Annotated in this window: 14 protein-coding genes; 7 read left to right on the top strand and 7 right to left on the bottom strand. The window is 64.8% G+C overall.

Annotation, left to right across the window (positions count from 1 at the left end):
* Positions 1–139: 139 nt before the first annotated feature.
* Positions 140–2,041 carry a propionate catabolism operon regulatory protein PrpR gene (gene prpR, locus K6G35_RS07055; protein ID WP_008649660.1) on the bottom strand — a complete coding sequence of 634 codons (1,902 nt, stop codon included), beginning with the start codon at positions 2,039–2,041 and terminating at the stop codon, positions 140–142.
* A 392-nt stretch (positions 2,042–2,433) separates the two neighbouring features.
* Between prpR and prpB the strand changes: the two genes are divergently transcribed.
* The 5 genes from prpB to K6G35_RS07030 all read left to right on the top strand — a co-directional run bounded on the left by prpB (position 2,434) and on the right by K6G35_RS07030 (position 9,862).
* The gene (gene prpB / locus K6G35_RS07050; RefSeq protein ID WP_008649667.1) at positions 2,434–3,342 is read left to right on the top strand and encodes a methylisocitrate lyase; all 909 of its coding nucleotides are present in this window, start codon (positions 2,434–2,436) and stop codon (positions 3,340–3,342) included.
* 58 nt (positions 3,343–3,400) lie between these two features.
* Positions 3,401–4,558, top strand: a complete 1,158-nt coding sequence (prpC, locus tag K6G35_RS07045) for a bifunctional 2-methylcitrate synthase/citrate synthase (RefSeq protein WP_186425344.1) — start codon at positions 3,401–3,403, stop codon at positions 4,556–4,558.
* Between the two features lie 96 nt (positions 4,559–4,654).
* Positions 4,655–7,252, top strand: a complete 2,598-nt coding sequence (gene acnD, locus K6G35_RS07040) for a Fe/S-dependent 2-methylisocitrate dehydratase AcnD (protein WP_495676246.1) — start codon at positions 4,655–4,657, stop codon at positions 7,250–7,252.
* Between the two features lie 14 nt (positions 7,253–7,266).
* On the top strand, positions 7,267–8,460 hold the full coding sequence (prpF, locus tag K6G35_RS07035; RefSeq protein ID WP_495676245.1) for a 2-methylaconitate cis-trans isomerase PrpF: 1,194 nt from the start codon (positions 7,267–7,269) through the stop codon (positions 8,458–8,460).
* A gap of 274 nt (positions 8,461–8,734) precedes the next feature.
* Positions 8,735–9,862, top strand: coding sequence for an asparaginase (locus tag K6G35_RS07030; protein ID WP_495676244.1), 1,128 nt, complete (start codon positions 8,735–8,737; stop codon positions 9,860–9,862).
* Positions 9,863–9,883: 21 nt separating this feature from the next.
* On the opposite strand, the gene K6G35_RS07025 is transcribed toward K6G35_RS07030, so the two are convergent.
* Positions 9,884–10,324: a PaaI family thioesterase gene (locus K6G35_RS07025; RefSeq protein WP_008649687.1), complete on the bottom strand. Its 441-nt coding sequence runs from the start codon at positions 10,322–10,324 to the stop codon at positions 9,884–9,886.
* 153 nt (positions 10,325–10,477) lie between these two features.
* On the opposite strand from K6G35_RS07025, the gene K6G35_RS07020 reads away from it, so the two are divergent.
* On the top strand, positions 10,478–10,729 hold the full coding sequence (locus K6G35_RS07020; protein WP_286880774.1) for a DUF1289 domain-containing protein: 252 nt from the start codon (positions 10,478–10,480) through the stop codon (positions 10,727–10,729).
* 27 nt (positions 10,730–10,756) lie between these two features.
* Here K6G35_RS07020 and K6G35_RS07015 read toward each other — a convergent pair whose 3' ends face one another.
* The 4 genes from K6G35_RS07015 to K6G35_RS07000 form a co-directional block, all read right to left on the bottom strand.
* Positions 10,757–11,515, bottom strand: a complete 759-nt coding sequence (locus K6G35_RS07015; RefSeq protein ID WP_495676243.1) for an MOSC domain-containing protein — start codon at positions 11,513–11,515, stop codon at positions 10,757–10,759.
* Positions 11,515–12,243, bottom strand: coding sequence for a glutamine amidotransferase (locus tag K6G35_RS07010; protein ID WP_008649692.1), 729 nt, complete (start codon positions 12,241–12,243; stop codon positions 11,515–11,517). The genes K6G35_RS07015 and K6G35_RS07010 overlap by 1 nt, the downstream gene beginning before the upstream one ends.
* 121 nt (positions 12,244–12,364) lie before the next feature.
* Complete coding sequence (locus K6G35_RS07005; protein WP_035882088.1) at positions 12,365–14,830, bottom strand: penicillin acylase family protein; 2,466 nt, start codon at positions 14,828–14,830, stop codon at positions 12,365–12,367.
* Between the two features lie 91 nt (positions 14,831–14,921).
* A complete protein-coding gene (locus K6G35_RS07000) occupies positions 14,922–16,352 on the bottom strand; it encodes an aldehyde dehydrogenase family protein (RefSeq protein ID WP_035882087.1) in 1,431 nt (476 codons plus the stop codon).
* Positions 16,353–16,574: 222 nt separating this feature from the next.
* Between K6G35_RS07000 and K6G35_RS06995 the strand changes: the two genes are divergently transcribed.
* Entirely contained in the window at positions 16,575–17,258 is a 684-nt protein-coding gene (locus tag K6G35_RS06995; protein ID WP_495676242.1) for a hypothetical protein, read from the top strand.
* Between the two features lie 74 nt (positions 17,259–17,332).
* Here the strand turns inward: K6G35_RS06995 and K6G35_RS06990 are convergent, their stop codons facing one another.
* Positions 17,333–18,955 carry an ABC-F family ATPase gene (locus K6G35_RS06990; RefSeq protein WP_008649697.1) on the bottom strand — a complete coding sequence of 541 codons (1,623 nt, stop codon included), beginning with the start codon at positions 18,953–18,955 and terminating at the stop codon, positions 17,333–17,335.
* Positions 18,956–19,050 lie beyond the last annotated feature (95 nt).

Raw genomic sequence — 19,050 nt, 5'->3', positions numbered from 1 at the left:
AAGCCAGTCCCTTTCGGTCTTTCTTGTCGTCTTTTTATCGGTTTTTCAAGACCTTGGACGTTTAGCCCAAATTATTGGTGGCGAATAATTCTGGCCGTTAATTGCGAAATAACGGACTTCATGAAGGATCGGATGTCGGTCACTCCTCGCGCAACCGTCGCCAAAGGGTCGTCGGACTGATACCTAGCTGGGCACAGGCCGCTGCGCGGTTTCCGCCGCAATCGGCCAGCACACGGCGGATATGCTCGGCCTGGCTTGCCTTGGCCACCCCTGCCAGCGATTGCGCGGGTACGCCGTCGGACATCTCGATGGCCGTCCCGTAATCGCCGGAAAACAGTTCCGGCACCGCCGCCTGCAACTCCCGCTGCAACGCCACAGGCGTCAGGTTCGCGCCGGCCACCAGCACTGCAATCCGCTCGGTCACGTTTTCGAGTTCGCGAATATTTCCCGGCCACACGTAGCGCGCCAGCCGTGCCCGCACGATCGCGGGCAGCGGCTCCCCATCCGACATGCCGAGCCGTTCCTGCGCGCGCCGGTACAGCAGTTCCGCCAGCACGGGCAGGTCTCCCGCGCGGTCACGCAAAGGCGGCATCTCGATGCGGAGGATGTTCAGGCGGTAGTAGAGATCCTGGCGGAATGCCCCATCGCGCACGAGCGCGGCCAGGTCGCGGTGCGTGGCGGCGATCACGCGCACATTGACCGGCACGGCCTCGATCGCGCCGATCGGCAGCACCTGTTTCTCCTGCAGCACCCGCAGCAGGCGTGTTTGCAGCGCCGGCGGCATATCGCCGATCTCGTCGAGGAACAGCGTGCCGTTGTGCGCCGACTCGAACAGGCCAGCCTTGCCGCCACGCCGGGCGCCCGTGAACGCCCCCTCCTCGTAGCCAAACAGCTCGGATTCGAGCAGTGTCTCGGGGAAGGCCGCGCAGTTGACCGCCACGAAGGGAAAGGCGCGGCGCGGACTCGCGTCGTGCATCCCCTGCGCCAGCACTTCCTTGCCGGTACCGCTTTCGCCGCTGACCAGCACGGTCGAATCGACCATCGCATAGCGCCGCGCCAGCGCGCGCAGATCGCTCATCGCCGGCGAATCGCCCGCCAGGTCGTCCAGGCTGTAACGCACGCCAGCCGCCCGGGCGCGTGTGCGCGAGCGCAGGTTGCGGTCCGCGCGGTGAATCGCGTTGGCGTCCTGGATCGTCAGCACGGCACCGGTCGTGCCGGCCTCGCTCATGATCGGAATCCGGTTGACGACCACCATCTTGTCGCCCAGCCGATGGATTGCTTCGAGCTCGCGCGCGCCGCTCTGCATCACGCCGTCGAGGGACAGTCCGGGCGCCAGCGTGGATAGCTTGCGACCCACCGCAACCCCGGCAGGCGTGCCGAGGAATCGCTCCATCGCCGGATTGAACGCCTGCACCCGCCCCTCGCCATCGACCGCAGCCACGCCTTCGTTCAGGTGGGCAAGAATCGTGTTCACGTATTCGCGTCGCGTGGATTCGATACGACGCAACCGCGCGGCCTCGATCGCATCCTCCAGCGCCAGCCGCACGGCATTGCCCGAGTAGAGAAACACGCCGACGAGCCCGTACTTGTCGGCCATGTCTGTCACCAGGCCCGGCCCGACCACTACGCGCACGCCCTCTTCCTTGAGCGCCCGCACGCGCGCCGTCGCATCGTCTTCGGTCAGATAGGTGTAGCGCGGGATATCGAGCGAGAAGGCCCGCACGAACTCGTCGACCTCGGCGTAGGTGGACGCATGCGTCACCAGCGCCACCTTCGGCGAAATACGCCGGGCGGTGGCCAACGCGCTCATGACGTCGAAGCCGGTCACCTTGACCAGCACCACCGGCACATCGACGTGCTGGCGCAGGTAGGCGCCGTTCGATCCGCCCGCCACCACCACGTCGACGCGGTTCTCCCGTGCCTCCCGGTTGATGGCGCTGGCTGCGGCTTCGAAGGCCCGGCCAACGATCCGGAATTCCGCCCGGCCCGCGTAGGCCGGAATCAGTTCGGCAAAGGCGCGCGAGAGACGGCTGATGCCCATGGCCCAGATCCTCGGGCGGGCGCCAGGGGCGACGGGGCCAGCGGGGTTGAGGGAAATCGGCTGAGGAACAGTAGGGTGCGACGGTGTCATGGAACAGCTTCCAACGCGGGCGTATAGTCGATCTGGATTCTGCACCGGCCAGCCCGGCATTTCAACTTTGAAATGCGTGAATTTCAAAGCCGAACACTGGAATGCCATCGGCGCCACTTTCCGGCATGGGCCGCGCACTGCACCCACATGGGATAAACCACTGATCGATAAGGAAAAATCGTCGAAAATCGGGCCCGACCGACACCTGCCGCAAGCATCACTTGGCAGCTGGCACACCCCTTGCGCCATAGGGCCGCCCTGTCCCGACAGGTTTCAGCATTCACGAATAACGGATTCACGCCATGACCTTTACCGCCAACGAACTCGCCCGCTCCGCCGGCGCACGCTTCCGCCAGGCCCTGATCGATGAAAGCCCCCTGCAGATCCCGGGCACCATCAATGCCAATCACGCGCTGCTGGCCAAGCGGGCCGGTTATCGCGCGATCTACCTGTCGGGCGGCGGCGTGGCCGCTGGCTCGCTGGGTCTGCCTGACCTGGGCATCTCGAACCTGGACGACGTGCTGACCGACATCCGCCGCATCACCGACGTGTGCGACACACCGCTGCTGGTCGACGTCGACACCGGCTTCGGCGCCTCGGCATTCAACGTGGCCCGCACCACGCGCTCGCTGATCAAGTTCGGCGCAGCCGCCATGCATATCGAAGACCAGGTCGGCGCCAAGCGCTGCGGCCACCGTCCGAACAAGGAAATCGTCACCAAGGGCGAAATGGTCGACCGCATCCGTGCCGCCGTCGATGCCCGCACCGACGAGAACTTCGTCATCATGGCCCGCACCGACGCCCTGGCCGTCGAAGGCCTCGACAGCGCGATCGAACGCGCCGTGGCCTGCGTAGAAGCCGGCGCCGACGCCATCTTCCCCGAGGCGATGACCGACATGGACATGTACCGCAAGTTCGTCGATGCCGTGAAGGTGCCCGTGCTGGCCAACCTGACCGAATTCGGCGCCACGCCGTACTACACGCTGGACGAACTGCGCAACGCCGGCGTTGCCATGGCGCTCTACCCGCTGTCGGCGTTCCGCGCCATGAACAAGGCGGCCGAGAATGTCTTCCAGGCGATCCGCCGCGAGGGCACGCAGAAGAACGTGGTCGACACGATGCAGACGCGCGCCGAACTGTACGACCGCATCGGCTACCATGACTTCGAGCAGAAGCTCGACGCGCTCTTCGCACAAGGCAAGGGCCGCTGATCCAGCACCCACCGCCATGACCGCACGTAAACACACCAAGCTTAACCAGGAGACCCAAATGTCCGAAGCCCAACCGCTGGCCACCCCGAAGCCCAAGAAGTCCGTTGCCCTGTCAGGTATCGCCGCCGGCAATACCGCACTGTGCACCGTGGGACGCAGCGGCAATGACCTGCACTATCGTGGCTACGACATCCTCGACATCGCCGACACCTGCGAATTCGAGGAAATCGCTCACCTTCTGGTCCACGGCAAGCTGCCGACCAAGTCCGAACTGGCCGCCTACAAGGCCAAGCTGAAGGCACTGCGCGGCCTGCCCGCCAACGTGAAGGCCGCCCTGGAATGGGTGCCGGCCAGCGCCCACCCGATGGACGTGATGCGCACTGGCGTATCGGTGCTGGGCACCGTGCTGCCGGAAAAGGACGACCACAACACCCCGGGCGCGCGTGATATCGCCGACCGCCTGATGGCCAGCCTGGGCTCGATGCTGCTGTACTGGTACCACTACAGCCACAACGGCCGCCGCATCGAAGTGGAAACCGATGACGACTCGATCGCCGCCCACTTCCTGCACCTGCTGCACGGCGAAGCCCCGTCGAAGCTGTGGGAACGCGCGATGCAGACCTCGCTGATCCTGTACGCAGAGCACGAGTTCAACGCCTCGACGTTCGCCTGCCGCGTGGTGGCTGGCACGGGCTCCGACATGTACTCGGCCATCTGCGGCGGCATCGGCGCGCTGCGTGGTCCGAAGCACGGCGGCGCCAACGAAGTGGCCTTCGAGATCCAGAAGCGCTACGACACGCCGGACGAGGCAGAAGCCGACATCCGTCGCCGCGTGGAGAACAAGGAAGTGGTGATCGGTTTCGGTCACCCCGTGTACACGATCTCCGACCCGCGTAACGTAGTGATCAAGGAAGTCGCGCGCAAGCTGTCGAAGGACGCCGGTTCGATGAAGATGTTCAACATCGCCGAGCGCCTGGAAACGGTGATGGCCGACGCCAAGAAGATGTTCCCGAACCTGGACTGGTTCAGCGCGGTGAGCTACCACATGATGGGGGTGCCGACCGCGATGTTCACGCCGCTGTTCGTGATCGCCCGTACCTCGGGCTGGGCCGCACACGTGATCGAGCAACGGGTCGACAACAAGATCATCCGCCCGACCGCCAACTACACCGGCCCGGAAAACCTGAAGTTCGTGCCGATCGAAAAACGCGCCTGATCCGATACCCAGGCACGCAAGATCCGCAAGAAAAACGTGCCGCCGTCCGCGCCCCAGGGCGCGCCGGCCGGCGCGAAACAGTCCTCACACGACGCCATGAACACTGCATTCCGCAAGCCGCTACCCGGCACCAAGCTCGACTACTTCGATGCGCGTGCCGCGGTCGAAGCCATCTCCCCGGGCGCTTATGACAAGCTGCCCTACACGTCGCGCGTGCTGGCCGAGAACCTCGTGCGCCGCTGCGACCCCGCCACGCTGACCGCATCGCTCAAGCAACTGATCGAGCGCAAGCGTGAGCTCGATTTCCCGTGGTTCCCGGCCCGCGTGGTCTGCCACGACATCCTGGGCCAGACCGCGCTGGTGGACCTGGCCGGCCTGCGCGACGCCATCGCCGATCAGGGCGGCGACCCCGCCAAGGTCAATCCGGTGGTGCCGGTGCAACTGATCGTCGACCACTCGCTGGCCGTTGAATGCGGTGGTTTCGACCCCGATGCGTTCACGAAGAACCGCGCCATCGAGGATCGCCGTAACGAAGACCGCTTCGATTTCATCAACTGGACCAAGAAGGCGTTCCGCAACGTCGACGTGATCCCGCCGGGCAACGGCATCATGCACCAGATCAATCTGGAGAAGATGTCGCCCGTGATCCACGCCGACCACGGCGTGGCCTACCCCGACACCTGCGTCGGCACCGACAGCCACACGCCGCACGTCGACGCGCTCGGCGTGATCGCGATTGGCGTGGGCGGCCTGGAAGCCGAAAACGTGATGCTCGGCCGCGCCTCGTGGATGCGCCTGCCGGACATCGTCGGCGTGGAACTGACCGGCCGTCGCCAGCCTGGCATCACCGCCACCGACATCGTGCTGGCCCTGACCGAATTCCTGCGCAAGGAAAAAGTGGTTGGCGCGTATCTGGAATTCCGTGGCGAAGGCGCTTCGTCGCTGACGCTCGGCGACCGCGCGACGATTTCGAACATGGCCCCCGAGTACGGCGCCACCGCCGCCATGTTCTTCATCGACAACCAGACCACCGAATATCTGCGACTGACCGGCCGTGACGAGGCACAGGTCCAGCTCGTGGAAACCTACGCCAAGACCGCTGGCCTGTGGGCCGACGCGCTGACGAAGGCCGAGTATGAGCGCGTGCTCCATTTCGATCTGTCCACGGTCGTGCGCAATATGGCCGGCCCGTCGAACCCGCACAAGCGCCTGCCGACCTCCGACCTGGCTGCCCGCGGCATCGCCGGCAAGTGGGAAGAAGTGCCGGGCCAGATGCCCGACGGCGCCGTGATCATCGCCGCCATCACCAGCTGCACGAACACCAGCAACCCGCGCAACGTGATTGCCGCCGCCCTGCTGGCGCGCAACGCCAACGCACGCGGCCTGACGCGCAAGCCCTGGGTCAAATCGTCGCTGGCGCCGGGATCGAAGGCCGTGGAGCTTTATCTGGAAGAAGCCAACCTGCTGCCCGATCTGGAAAAGCTCGGCTTCGGCATCGTGGCGTTCGCCTGCACGACCTGCAACGGCATGTCCGGCGCGCTCGATCCGAAGATCCAGCAGGAAATCATCGACCGTGACCTCTACTCCACGGCCGTGCTCTCCGGCAACCGCAACTTCGACGGCCGCATCCACCCGTACGCGAAACAGGCGTTCCTGGCATCGCCGCCGCTGGTGGTGGCCTACGCCATCGCCGGCACGATCCGCTTCGACATCGAACGCGACGTGCTGGGCACCGATGCCGACGGCAAGCCGGTGTACCTGAAGGACATCTGGCCGACGGACGAAGAGATCGACGCGATCGTCAAGCAGAGCGTGAAGCCCGAGCAGTTCCGCAAGGTCTACGAGCCGATGTTCGCGCTGCAGGCGGAAAACGACACGTCGATCAGCCCGCTCTACGACTGGCGCCCGCAAAGCACGTACATCCGCCGTCCGCCGTACTGGGAAGGCGCGCTGGCCGGCGAGCGCACGCTGCGCGGCATGCGTCCGCTGGCGGTGCTCGGTGACAACATCACCACCGATCACCTCTCGCCGTCGAACGCGATCCTGCTGAACAGCGCGGCCGGCGAGTACCTGGCCAAGATGGGCCTGCCGGAAGAAGACTTCAACTCGTACGCGACGCACCGCGGCGACCACCTGACCGCGCAACGCGCCACATTCGCCAACCCGACGCTGATCAACGAGATGGCCGTGGTCGAAGGTGCGGTCAAGAAGGGTTCGCTGACGCGCATCGAGCCGGAAGGCAAGGTCGTGCGGATGTGGGAAGCGATCGAGACGTACATGAACCGCAAGCAGCCGCTGATCGTGGTGGCCGGGGCCGACTATGGCCAGGGCTCGTCACGTGACTGGGCCGCCAAGGGCGTGCGTCTGGCCGGCGTGGAAGCCATCGTCGCCGAAGGCTTCGAGCGCATTCACCGCACCAACCTGATCGGCATGGGCGTGCTGCCCGTGGAGTTCAAGGCCGGTGAGAACCGCGCCACGTACGGCATCGACGGCACGGAATCCTTCGACATCATCGGCGCACGCAAGCCGCGCGCGGAACTGACGCTGGTCATCCACCGCAACAACGGCGAACGTGTGGAAGTGCCGGTGCTGTGCCGCCTGGACAGCGACGAGGAAGTTTCGATCTACGAAGCAGGCGGCGTGCTGCAACGCTTTGCGCAGGACTTCCTCGAGTCCTCGCGCGCGGCGGCATGACGGGAGACTGACGAATGGCACATGTACCCCAAATCAGGATTCCCGCCACCTACATGCGTGGCGGCACCAGCAAAGGCGTGTTCTTCCGCGTGCAGGACCTGCCAGAGGCCGCGCAGGTCCCTGGCAAGGCGCGTGACGCGCTGCTGATGCGCGTGATCGGCAGCCCCGATCCGTACGGCAAGCAGATCGACGGCATGGGCGCGGCCACCTCGAGCACCAGCAAGACCGTGCTGATCTCGAAGAGCACCCGCCCAGACCACGACGTCGACTATTTGTTCGGCCAGGTGTCGATCGACCAGCCGTTCGTCGACTGGAGCGGCAACTGCGGCAACCTGTCGGCGGCGGTCGGTCCGTACGCGGTCAGCAACGGCTTCATCGACGCGGCGCGCATTCCCGAGAATGGCACCGTGACGATCCGGATCTGGCAAGCGAACATCGGCAAGACCATCATCTCGCACGTGCCGATCACCAACGGCGCGGTGCAGGAAACGGGCGACTTCGAACTCGACGGCGTCACGTTCCCCGCGGCCGAAGTCCAGCTCGAGTTCATGGACCCGGCCGCCGAGGAAGGCGATGACGGTGGCGGCGCGATGTTCCCGACCGGTAACCTCGTCGATGACCTCGAAGTGCCGGGCGTCGGCACGCTCAAGGCCACGATGATCAATGCCGGCATTCCGACGATCTTCGTCAATGCGGAGGCCATCGGCTACACCGGCACGGAACTGCAGGAAGCCATCAACGGCGACCCGAAGGCGCTGGCGATGTTCGAGACGATCCGTGCCTATGGCGCCAAGCGCATGGGCCTGATCCGCGACATCGACGAAGCCGCGCGTCGCCAGCACACGCCGAAGGTGGCGTTCGTGGCAAAGCCGGCGACGTACACGGCATCGAGCGGCAAGACCGTCAATGCCGGCGACGTGGACCTGCTGGTGCGTGCGCTGTCGATGGGCAAGCTGCACCACGCGATGATGGGCACCGCTGCGGTGGCCATCGGCACGGCGGCTGCAGTACCGGGCACGCTGGTGAACCTGGCGGCCGGCGGCGGCGAACGCGAGGCAGTGCGGTTCGGCCACCCATCCGGCACGCTGCGCGTGGGCGCGCAGGCCATCCAGTCCGATGGCGAATGGACCGTGACGAAGGCCATCATGAGCCGCAGCGCACGCGTGCTGATGGAAGGCTGGGTTCGCATTCCGGGCGACGCGTTCTAAGCGCGTACAGACGGAAGCTCCTCGCTGCTTGAACGAAGCGGCATCCTCTCTCACAGAGGATGCCGCTTTGTCTTTTCAGGCATACGTATGCGGCTGTGACCCTGCTTGTGCAGTTGTCGACGCAACTCTGGGGCCTCGGTATAGTGCTCGCTCCATTCCCGGAAACGACCGCTGGAAAACCCTGCGGCGCCTGACGAATGGAATCCATGAATCGAAAACCTGCGGCTCTCGCGCTTCCACAAGACGCGCGCCGTTCGCCGATATGAGGAGAATCATGCAACGCACTGCCCGTCTCAAACCCCTGGCCGCCCTGCTGCTTTCGGCCAGCCTGCTCACTGGCGTGGCCCACGCCCAGCTCAGCCCCGCGCCGGCCGCCAGCGCCAATGCGCCGGCAGGTACCACCGCCGAAGCACGCAAAGCCAACATCGTCATCATCGGCACCGGCGGCACCATCGCCGGCGCGGGTGCTGCCGCCACCAATACCGCGGCCTATCAGTCCGCCGTGGTGCCAGTCGACAAGATCATCGCTTCCGTGCCGGAGATCTCGAAGATCGCCAACGTCAAGGGTGAACAGGTCTTCCAGATCGGCTCCGAAAGCTTCAACAACGAGCGCCTGATCAAGCTGGCCAAGCGCGTCTCCGAGCTGCTCAAGCAGCCCGACGTCGACGGCATCGTGATCACGCACGGCACTGACACGATCGAGGAAACCGCATACTTCCTGAACCTGACGCTCAAGAGCGACAAGCCCGTGGTGGTGGTTGGCTCGATGCGCCCGGGCACCGCGCTGGGCGCCGATGGCGCGCTGAACCTGTACGACGCCGTGCTGGTAGCGTCGAACCCCGCCTCGAAGGGCAAGGGCACGCTGGTGGTGCTCAATGATGAGATCCAGACCGGCCGTGACGTGACAAAGACCAACACGTTCAAGGTCGAGACGTTCCGCTCGCCGTTCGGACCGCTCGGCTACGTGGTGGAAGGCCGCACGCTGTACTTCCGCCTGCCGGCCCGTCCTCACACGACGCAGACGGAGTTCGACATCGACAAGATCGACAAGCTGCCTGAAGTGGCCGTGGTCTACGCGTACGGCAACATGAACCCTGCTGCGGTCGATGCCGCGGTGAAGAGCGGCGCCAAGGCCATCATCTTCGACGCCACCGGCAATGGCAGCGTCGGCGACTACATGGTCGAACCGCTCAAGGCCGCCCGCGCCAAGGGCGTGTTCATCGTGCGTGCCTCGCGCACGGGCAGCGGCGTCGTGATCCGTAACGGCGAACAGCCCGACGACAAGTACGACTGGATCGTCACCGACGACCAGATCGCGCAGAAGGCTCGCATCCTGATGGCGCTGGCACTGACCAAGACCAACGACCCGAAGGCACTGCAAGAGATCTTCTGGAAGTACTGATCCTGGTGAACCTGGTGTGAACTAGATCAGGGCCGTGCTCATCAATGCCTTGGCAACGAGCACGGCCTCGGCATCGCCCTCCGCATAGACCGAGACCTCGGTCGCCACCTGCCGTTTGCCACGGCGAATCACCTCGGCCACGGCCCGCAGTGGGGCTGCCCGCGCCGGCGCCAGATACTGGATCGACAGCGAACCCGTCGCCCCGGTCTTGACGACATCCAGATCGACTTTCGAAAACGCCGCAGCCGCGCCGGCCACATCGATCAGCGTTGCAATGACGCCTCCATGGACAATATCGCCAACCGTGATGTTCTTCATGCTGAATGGCAGCAGCATCTCCACGCGCTCGGCAGCAAGCGCATCGAGCCGGATACCCAGCGCTTGCGCCACCGGCGAGGCAATCAGCACCGATTCGATCATTGCGGCATTGCGCGGGTCGACAGCGTTGGCGGACTCGGACATCGGCAATCTCCCGGTAATCAGTTGCGGTGGAAACATGACCCATCAAGCGTAGACGGGTGACCAGCCAACCACAATGACCTCGGGGGTAATTCCGGATCGGACAGACGTTTATAATGTGCGGCCAGTCGTTCCTGTCGCCGTCACTCCGTCTTTATGCCCGTCAACCCGTCCGCGTCACTTGCCCCGTCCGCCACCGTCGATACCGATGGTCAGGCGCAGTTGAGCGATCGTCCGGACAGCCCCTGCATCGGCATCTGTTCGACCTTGTTCGACGAGATCTGCCAGGGCTGCGGTCGCACGGCGGCCGAGGTCAGCAACTGGGTGTTCTATTCCGACGAGGAAAAGCAGGTGATCTGGGAGCGGATCACCCGCGAAGGCACGGCGCGTCGATTCCAGCCGGATTGACCGGCAGATACGCCGCGCTGGCTGACCCTAGCCTCCGGCCAGCCGCTTCTCCATATCCTCCACGAGATGGCTCGCCACGCGCTGGCGGGCCAGCCGCTTCTCCATATCCTCCACGAGATGGCTCGCCACGCGCTGGCGGGCCAGCTTGCGCCAGCTTTCCGCCAGCGGCGCCAGATCGGCCATCTCGGCCAGTGCCCTGTAGTTGAGGCGATCCACGTAGAGCACGTGCAGCAACCGTTGCAGGGACCATTGCGGGTAAGGGCGCGCTACGAGCACCATCCTGTCGCCGGCGGACACTTCGCCCTCCTCGATCACCCGGTAGTACCAGCCCGTGCGTCCGCCTTCCTGCACCGAGCGCGACATGGCCGCATAGCCGAACCGATGATTGAGCTTCCAGCACGGCTGCCGGGCCTGCGAGACTTCCACCAGCGCCGTGCCGACACGGAAGCGGTCACCAATACAGACTTCCGCCTCCGTCAGACCGTGCGTGCTGAAGTTCTCGCCGAAGGCACCGGGGCCATCCAGCACGTCGACGTTACCGCCATGGGCCGCCAGCGTGTCGTGCCAGACCGGATAGTGGTCGCGCGGATAGTGGTGCAGCGCCTTCTCCGGACCGCCGTGATGCTTCGGATCGCCCTGCTCGTCGATATCGAAGCCGAGCTTCGTGATGCGAACCGGCCCGCTGACCACTGTCTTTTCGATCCCGCTCGGTACCCCTTTGGGGCCGAACGGCTTTACCCTGCCCGCCAATACGGCGGTAATCGGGATGTTGATCACCGCATCCATCAAACCCCGGCCTCTTCCATCCACCGTGCAAACATCCGCTCACCGGCATTGGCAACGACGGCGCCGATTTCACCGGTACGGCGACGAATCGTGCGCGGATCAATGCCGGCGCGCCCCAGTTCGACCGTATGCCCGATCAGCCAGGTTTCGATATCGCCCGGCTTGACCTCGGGGTGGAACTGCAACGCCAGCACATGCGAGCCGATGGCATAGGCCTGGTGCGGCGTGGCAGCCGTGGAGGCAAGTAGTTCGGCGCCGGCGGGCAGGTCGAAGGTATCACCGTGCCAGTGCAGCACCTGCCAGTCGGCCTCGGCCAGCGCGGCCAGCGGCGACCGCCGACCGGCTTCCGTGGGCGTGATCGGCGCCCAGCCAATTTCCCGCGTGCCCGGATACACGCGCGCACCGGCCGCGGCTGCAATCAGTTGCGCACCCAGGCACGCACCGATCATTGGCCGCCGCGCATGAAGACGCTCGCGAATGACGGCGATCTCGGCTTCGAGCCACGGATAGGCTTCGGTCTCATAGACCCCGATCGGGCCGCCGAGCACCACGAGCAGATCGGCGGGATCATCCTGCACCAGTGCAAGGTCATCCACGCCGGCCTGATACATGCGGATTTCGTGACCACGCGCACGGGCTGCATCGGCAATCACGCCGGCGTGCTCGAATCCCACATGCTGGATCACGTCGGTGCGGCGCGGGCTGCGAGGTGCATGGGTATCGCTCATCGAATGACTCCTGCAAGGAAAGGTCTCGTCATGGTACTGCCCGCTTACCGGGAATGATTTCCATTGACACAATCTTTGACAACATCGGGCGGGTCAGTTGCCGTCGATCAGTTGCCGTCGATCAGTTGCCATCAGTCAGCGGCCGCAGTACCAACGTGTCAAAGCTGTCCCCGCCCGGATTGCGCCGGTGGGCGCCAATCGTGATGAATTGCACGGCGGCCCACTCCTCGGTCCAGTCGCGGTAGTGCGGCGACAGCGCATTGCCAGACTGCCCGGTCGACGTCATGAAACGCGACTCCGACAGATCGTCCAGATCGTAGATGGCGCGCAGACTGGCCGCGTGCGTGCTCTCGAATGGTGCGTGCTCGTCGCGGAGGTTGTGGCGGCCCACATCCACCGTATACGTATCGCCACCAGTAGGCACGCGCACGTTGAACAGGCTGGACAGGTACGGCACCTTGCCGAACGGCTTGTGCTCGGAACGCGCGGTGTGCGCCTTGCCCCAACGCCACTTGGCCGTGTCATCGCCATAGCGACGATCCAGATCGGCAATCGCCCGCTGCCATGCCAGCCCGATCGTGTCCGCACAGCTCTCGTGGGCGGGCGTGCGCGAGTTGTCGCACCAGAAGGCACCCAGGCCCTTCGGGTCGCGCATCGCATTGAGCATCGGCAACTGGACGTTGCGTTGCTCCCAGAGCCGGTTGAATTGCGATTCGCCGACCTTGTCCTCGAACAGCAGGCGCGACAGTTCGCGTAGCCATGCGGTCACCACCAGCGGCTCCGCGCGGTCGGCCGACATCGTGCCGTCCCATTTGCGCAGCGCGTCGAGCAGCGCGCGCTCGCGCGGCGGGCGTGTGGCGTCCGTCGCCACTGGGGCAGCCAGCAGCAATGGCAGCGCATCGCGCACGGCCAGCGAGACCACGTCCTTCTGAATCGCGGCGAAGGTGTCCTTCGTATGGTGCGGCTCGGCCTCCAGCAGCGTGCGGATGCGCTGGTAGCGATACGGTACCGTCCATTCGCTCGTAATGAAGTACGGGTAGTCGTCTCCCACGATCTTCTGGTTCGCCGTGACGATCATGCCCTCGGGCGGATTGAAGCGGCGCGGCAACTGCTCGAACGGGATGAAACCCTGCCAGTCGTAACGCGCATCCCAGCCCGGCGCTGGCGCGAGCCCCATCAGGTCATTGTCGGGGCGGCGCAGCGGCACGCGCCCCGGGGCGATATATCCGATATTGCCGTCGACATCGGCGTAGACGATGTTCTGCTGCGGCGAATGGAAGTCACGCAACGCCGCCACGAACGACTTCCAGTCCGAGGCGTGGCTCATGTTCAGGCTGGCCACGAACGTGCGATCGTCGGCACGCAGCGCCGCCCACTGGAACGCCACCACGTACTGCGCGCCCAGCGGCTTGGCGGCCGCGCTGATCGGCTCCGCCACATCGGACATGACCGGTCCGTGCCGCGTGCCGCGCACCGTCAGCGTGACATCCGACGCCCCCTTGACCTGGATGGTCTCGGTTCGCGTGCTGAACTCCGCCCAGCCCTCTGGCGTTTGATAGCGGTTGGGATTGGCCGGGTCGACCCGCTCCAGATACAGGTCCTGGACATCGGGCGCGGTATTGGTGAAGCCCCAGGCAATGCGCTTGTTGTGACCCAGCACCACCAGCGGCGCGCCGGGCAGCGTGGCGCCGGTCAGATCCAGGCCAGGGGCCTGCAGATGCGCGAAATACCAGAGCGCGGGCGCCTGGAGCCCCAGATGCGGGTCATTGGCCAGCAGCGGCTTGCCACTGCGCGTATGGGCGCCGGAGACAACCCAGTTGTTCGAGCCCATCCCCTCCACGTAGCCAGACGGCGCCTGCTGGACAACTTGCGCCATGGCCGTGGCCACCGGGGCAAGCTTGCGATAGAAGCTGGCGTAGTCCATCGTCCGCAACGGCTTCTCGCCCGGATACGGCGCCAGGATTTCTGCAATGCGAGAGGCAGGCAACTGCTGGGACAGCCCCATGCGCAGGACTTCCTGCGTCCAGTTACCCCCGAGATCCCACGCCATCATGGTCTGCCAGCCAATCGTATCCACCGGCTCCCAGCGCTCGGGGCGGGTGCCAACGATCAGGAATTCCGGCGGCAGCGCCGACTTGCGCGTGTCGATGAACGCATTGACACCATCGGCATAGGCCTGCAGCACCGCGCGGGCCTCTGGCGGTGTCTGTGCGAGGATCGCCTCTGCATTGCGCCGCACGCCCAGTGTGCGCAGGAAGCGGTCGGTCTCGAGCGCGCTGGGACCCAGGATTTCGGCAAGACGGCCCGCGACGATGCGCTTGTTCATCTGCATCTGCCAGAGGCGGTCCTGCGCGTGGACGTAGCCAAGCGCGTAGTACGCATCGAGTGAGTTGGCCGCCTGGATATGTGGCACGGCATTGCGGTCTCGCACCACTACCACGCGGTCTCGCAGGCCGGCCAGTCGCAAGGTGCCGGCCACGTCGGGCTGCGACGCCTGCCTGTACCAGACATAGCCGCCGATCGACCCGGTTGCCGCCAACAGCACGATGCCCAGCAATCCCCAACCCAGCCGTTTCAACCAGCGCATCCAACTCCCCCCGATAGGAAAGACCGCAAAGACAGAAATAAAAAATGCCCGGACATGCCGGGCATTGATGATACGACGAACTCGTCCTCGGTCAGGCGGGCTTCTTGAGTTGCAGCGACTTGTACTCGAGGAATTCCTCCAACCCGAACTTGCCACCTTCACGCCCGTTGCCGGACTGCTTGAAGCCACCGAACGGCGCGTTCATGTTGAACGGGCCGCCATTTATGTCCACCTGGCCGGTACGGATACGGCGTGCCACGCGGATCGCGCGCGACTCGTCACCCGACCAGACACCGCCGCCCAGGCCGTAGATGCTGTCGTTGGCGATGCGGATGGCCTCGTCTTCGGTGTCATAGCAGATAACGGACAGCACCGGCCCGAAGATCTCCTCCTGCGCCACGGTGGCCTTCGGATCGACGTTGCCAAGGACGGTCGGCTTGACGAAGAAGCCACGGTCCAGACCAGCCGGCGTATCGGGCCCTCCCGCCACCAGTTCCGCGCCCTCGTCCAGACCGCGACGGATATATCCGGTGACGCGCTCCTTCTGCACCGCCGAGATCAGCGGTCCCAGCTTCGTCGTGTCGGCCAGCGGATCGCCAACGGTGAAGCCTTCCACCACCTTCGCGGCGATGGCCTTGACTTCCTCGTAGCGGCTGCGCGGCACAAGCATGCGCGTGTGCGCCGAGCAGGTCTGCCCCGAGTTCAGGTAGCAGGCGCCGATGGTGCCCTTGACGGCCGTCGGCAGGTCCGCATCGTCGAGGATCACCGACGCCGACTTGCCGCCGAGTTCGAGCGCCACGCGCTTGACGGATTGCGCGGCCAGTTCCGAGACGCGCTTGCCGGCACGGGTCGAACCCGTGAACGACACCATGTCGACATCGGGATGGCTCGCCAGCACCTCGCCGACCACGGGGCCATAGCCGGTCACCAGGTTGAACACGCCCGGCGGCAGCCCCGCGGCCTCGATCACTTCAGCCAGCACGAAGGCGTTGAGCGGCGCCACTTCGGACGGCTTGAGCACGACGGTGCAGCCCGCTGCCAATGCCGGCGCCACCTTCAGCGTGATCTGGTTGAGCGGATAGTTCCAGGGCGTGATGGCCGCGACCACGCCGACCGGCTCGCGCACGACCAGCGAATTGCCCACCTGCTCCTCGAACGCGAACTGGTCGAGCAGCGCCGCGGCCTGGCCCCAGTTGTAGACGGGGCCGCCCACCTGGATGGCGCGGGCCAGCTTGATCGGCATGCCGACTTCGCCCGCGATCATCTGCGCAAGCTCCTCGCTACGCGCCTTCAGGCCTTCGGCAATCTTGCGGATGTAATCAGCGCGCACGGACGGCGGCGTGGCCGACCAGGCATCGAATGCCGCGCGCGCGGCAGCGATGGCGTTCTCGGCGTCACGCGCGTCCCCTTCGGGGATCTTGCCCATGACGTCTTCGGTGGCGGAATGAATGACATCGATGAACCCCGTGCCGTGGGGGGTCACCCAGCTGCCATTGATGAAAAGTTTGTCTCGTTGTTGCATGGCCACAGTTCTCGTTAGGTGAATCGGCGGTTGCAATATTTTTTGTTACTTTCGTGGTGCACCACATTGTAGAGCGGTTTGCGGTTTCGAATTTCCTGTGCCGCAAGCTCCAACTGACATCGAGACGGCGATTATCGGCCACATACCAGACTTTGGGAGGGTATGCGTCCGGCGGCCGGTACATAACAAAACAAGACAGAACAAAACAACAAGGAGCGGGGCATGGTCGATCCGATCTTTCGCAAGACGGAGGCAGGACAGGAAGAAATTCGCACGCGCGAACGAAAACTGGATCAGAAACTGCGTGCGCTACTGCTGATCGTGAACGGGGAGCGCGCCAAGTCGGAGCTAGTGGCGCAAGTCGGCGCCCTGGGCGTGGCCGGGGAAGCATTGGACACGCTGCTGGCACTCGGGCTGATCGAGCCAATACCGGCTCCCACGGGCGCGAAGCCTGCCTTGTCGACCGCGACGGCCACGGTTCGCCCAGCTACCGGCCAGGCGCAACCCGCTCCGCAGCGGGCCCCGGCCGAGACCAATCTGTTCGCGGCCTATTCATCGTTCAACACGTCCGATGGCAAGGGCATCGACGACGTCCTGGCGGACACCACGATCGCCCCGGGCGCCCTGCCCGCGGCAAAGCCATCGGCGCAGCCAGCCACGCCGGCACCCGATGGCTACCAGCGCCTTTATCACTTCTATACGGATGTGATCGGTAATCACCTCGGCCTGCGCGGCTATATGCTGCAAGTCAAGGTGGAGAAGGCGGCGACGCTGGTGGAGCTGGCCGCCCTGCGTGACATGCTGGGGGCTGCGCTGCAGAAGGCGAAGGGAGAGATCACGGCGCGCGCGATCATCGATCAGCTGGATCAGCTGCTGGCGGAGATGGGATTGGCGCCGGTGCGGTAGCACGGGCCATGAAGCTCCCCTGCTCCGCGTTGCGGGACAGGGGAGAAAGACGCCGGATTACCGGCTTACCGACTTTACGCCTCGATGCCCTGCGATTGCAGGTACTCGTCGTACGTGCCGAGGTAATCGGTGATCCGCCCGTCGGTGCGCACTTCGATCACTCGCGTGGCCAGAGCACTGATCAGTTCACGGTCATGCGACACGAAGACCAGCGTGCCCGTGAACTTGTCCAGCGCGACCTGGAGCGATTCGATCGACTCCATGTCCATGTGGTTGGTCGGCTCGTCCATCGCCAGCACGTTATGGCGGCCCAGCATCAGCTTGCCCCAGATCATGCGACCCTTCTCGCCACCGGATAGCACCTTGACGGACTTCTTGATATCGTCGGCCGAGAACAGCAGACGGCCCAGCGTGCCGCGCAACGACTGGTCGTCGTCGCCGGCCTGGGTCCACTGGCTCATCCAGTCCATCACGTTCAGGTCGTTCGGAAATTCCTCGTACGTGTCCTGCGGCATGTAGCCCACGTTGGCGTTCTCGGCCCACTTGACCGTGCCGCGGTCCACTTCCACGCCGCGCTGCACGCCGGTTTGCACCACGTTGTTCAGCAGGGAACGCAGCAGCGTGGTTTTGCCCGCGCCGTTCTCACCGATGATGGCCACACGCTCGCCAGCCTGGATCGCCATCGACAGATTGTTGATGATCTTGCGGTCGTAGGTCTTGGTGATGTCCTCTGCTTCGACAGCCAGGTTGTGCAGCTTCTTCTCGAACTCGAAGCGCACGAACGGGTTCTGGCGCGACGACGGCTTGATGTCCTCGACCTTGATCTTGTCGATCTGCTTCAGGCGCGACGTGGCCTGGCGAGCCTTCGACTTGTTGGCCGAGAAGCGGCGCACGAAGTCCTGCAGTTCGGTGATGCGATCCTTGGCACGCGCGTTGGCGGCCACCTGGCGCTCGCGGGCCTGCATCGACGCCTGCATGTAGTCGTCGTAGTTGCCCGGGTAGACCTTCAGCGTGCCGTAGTCCATGTCCGCCATATGCGTGCACACGGAGTTCAGGAAGTGACGATCGTGGGAAATGATGATCATGGTGGAGTTGCGCTCGTTGAGCACGTCTTCCAGCCAGCGGATCGTGTTGATGTCCAGGTTGTTGGTCGGTTCGTCGAGCAACAGCACATCCGGATTCGAGAACAGCGCCTGCGCCAGCAGCACGCGCAGCTTCCAGCCCGGGGCGATCTCGCTCATCGGGCCCTGGTGCTGATCGGTCGGGATACCCACGCCCAGCAGCAGTTCGCCAGCGCGTGCCTCGGCCGTGTAGCCGTCGAACTCGGCGTACTTGGCCTCGAGTTCGGCAGCGTGCATGTAGTCTTCGTCGGTGGCTTCCGGGTTCGCGTAGATCGCGTCCCGCTCGCTCGCCGCGCCCCACATTTCGGTATGGCCCATCATCACCACGTCGAGCACGCGGTTGTCTTCATACGCGAACTGGTCCTGGCGCAGCTTGCCCAGACGGATGCCCGGCTCCAGCATGACCGTGCCCGACGACTGCTCCAGATCGCTGCCGAGAATCTTCATGAAGGTGGACTTGCCGCAGCCGTTCGCGCCGATCAGGCCGTAGCGGTTACCCTCGCCGAACTTGACCGAGATATTCTCGAACAACGGCTTGGGGCCGAACTGCATGGTGATGTTTGCGGTAGAAAGCACGTCTGAACCTTGTCTGGAATGTCGGTGTGCCGCGTGGGCACCCTGAGATGACTGCTCGCGGCAGGCATTGGCGCCCGGCGCAGCGAAATGAGGAA

It is taken from the genome of Cupriavidus sp. HY129, from assembly GCF_059492215.1.
This window is presented reverse-complemented; position numbering and strand designations above follow the sequence as displayed.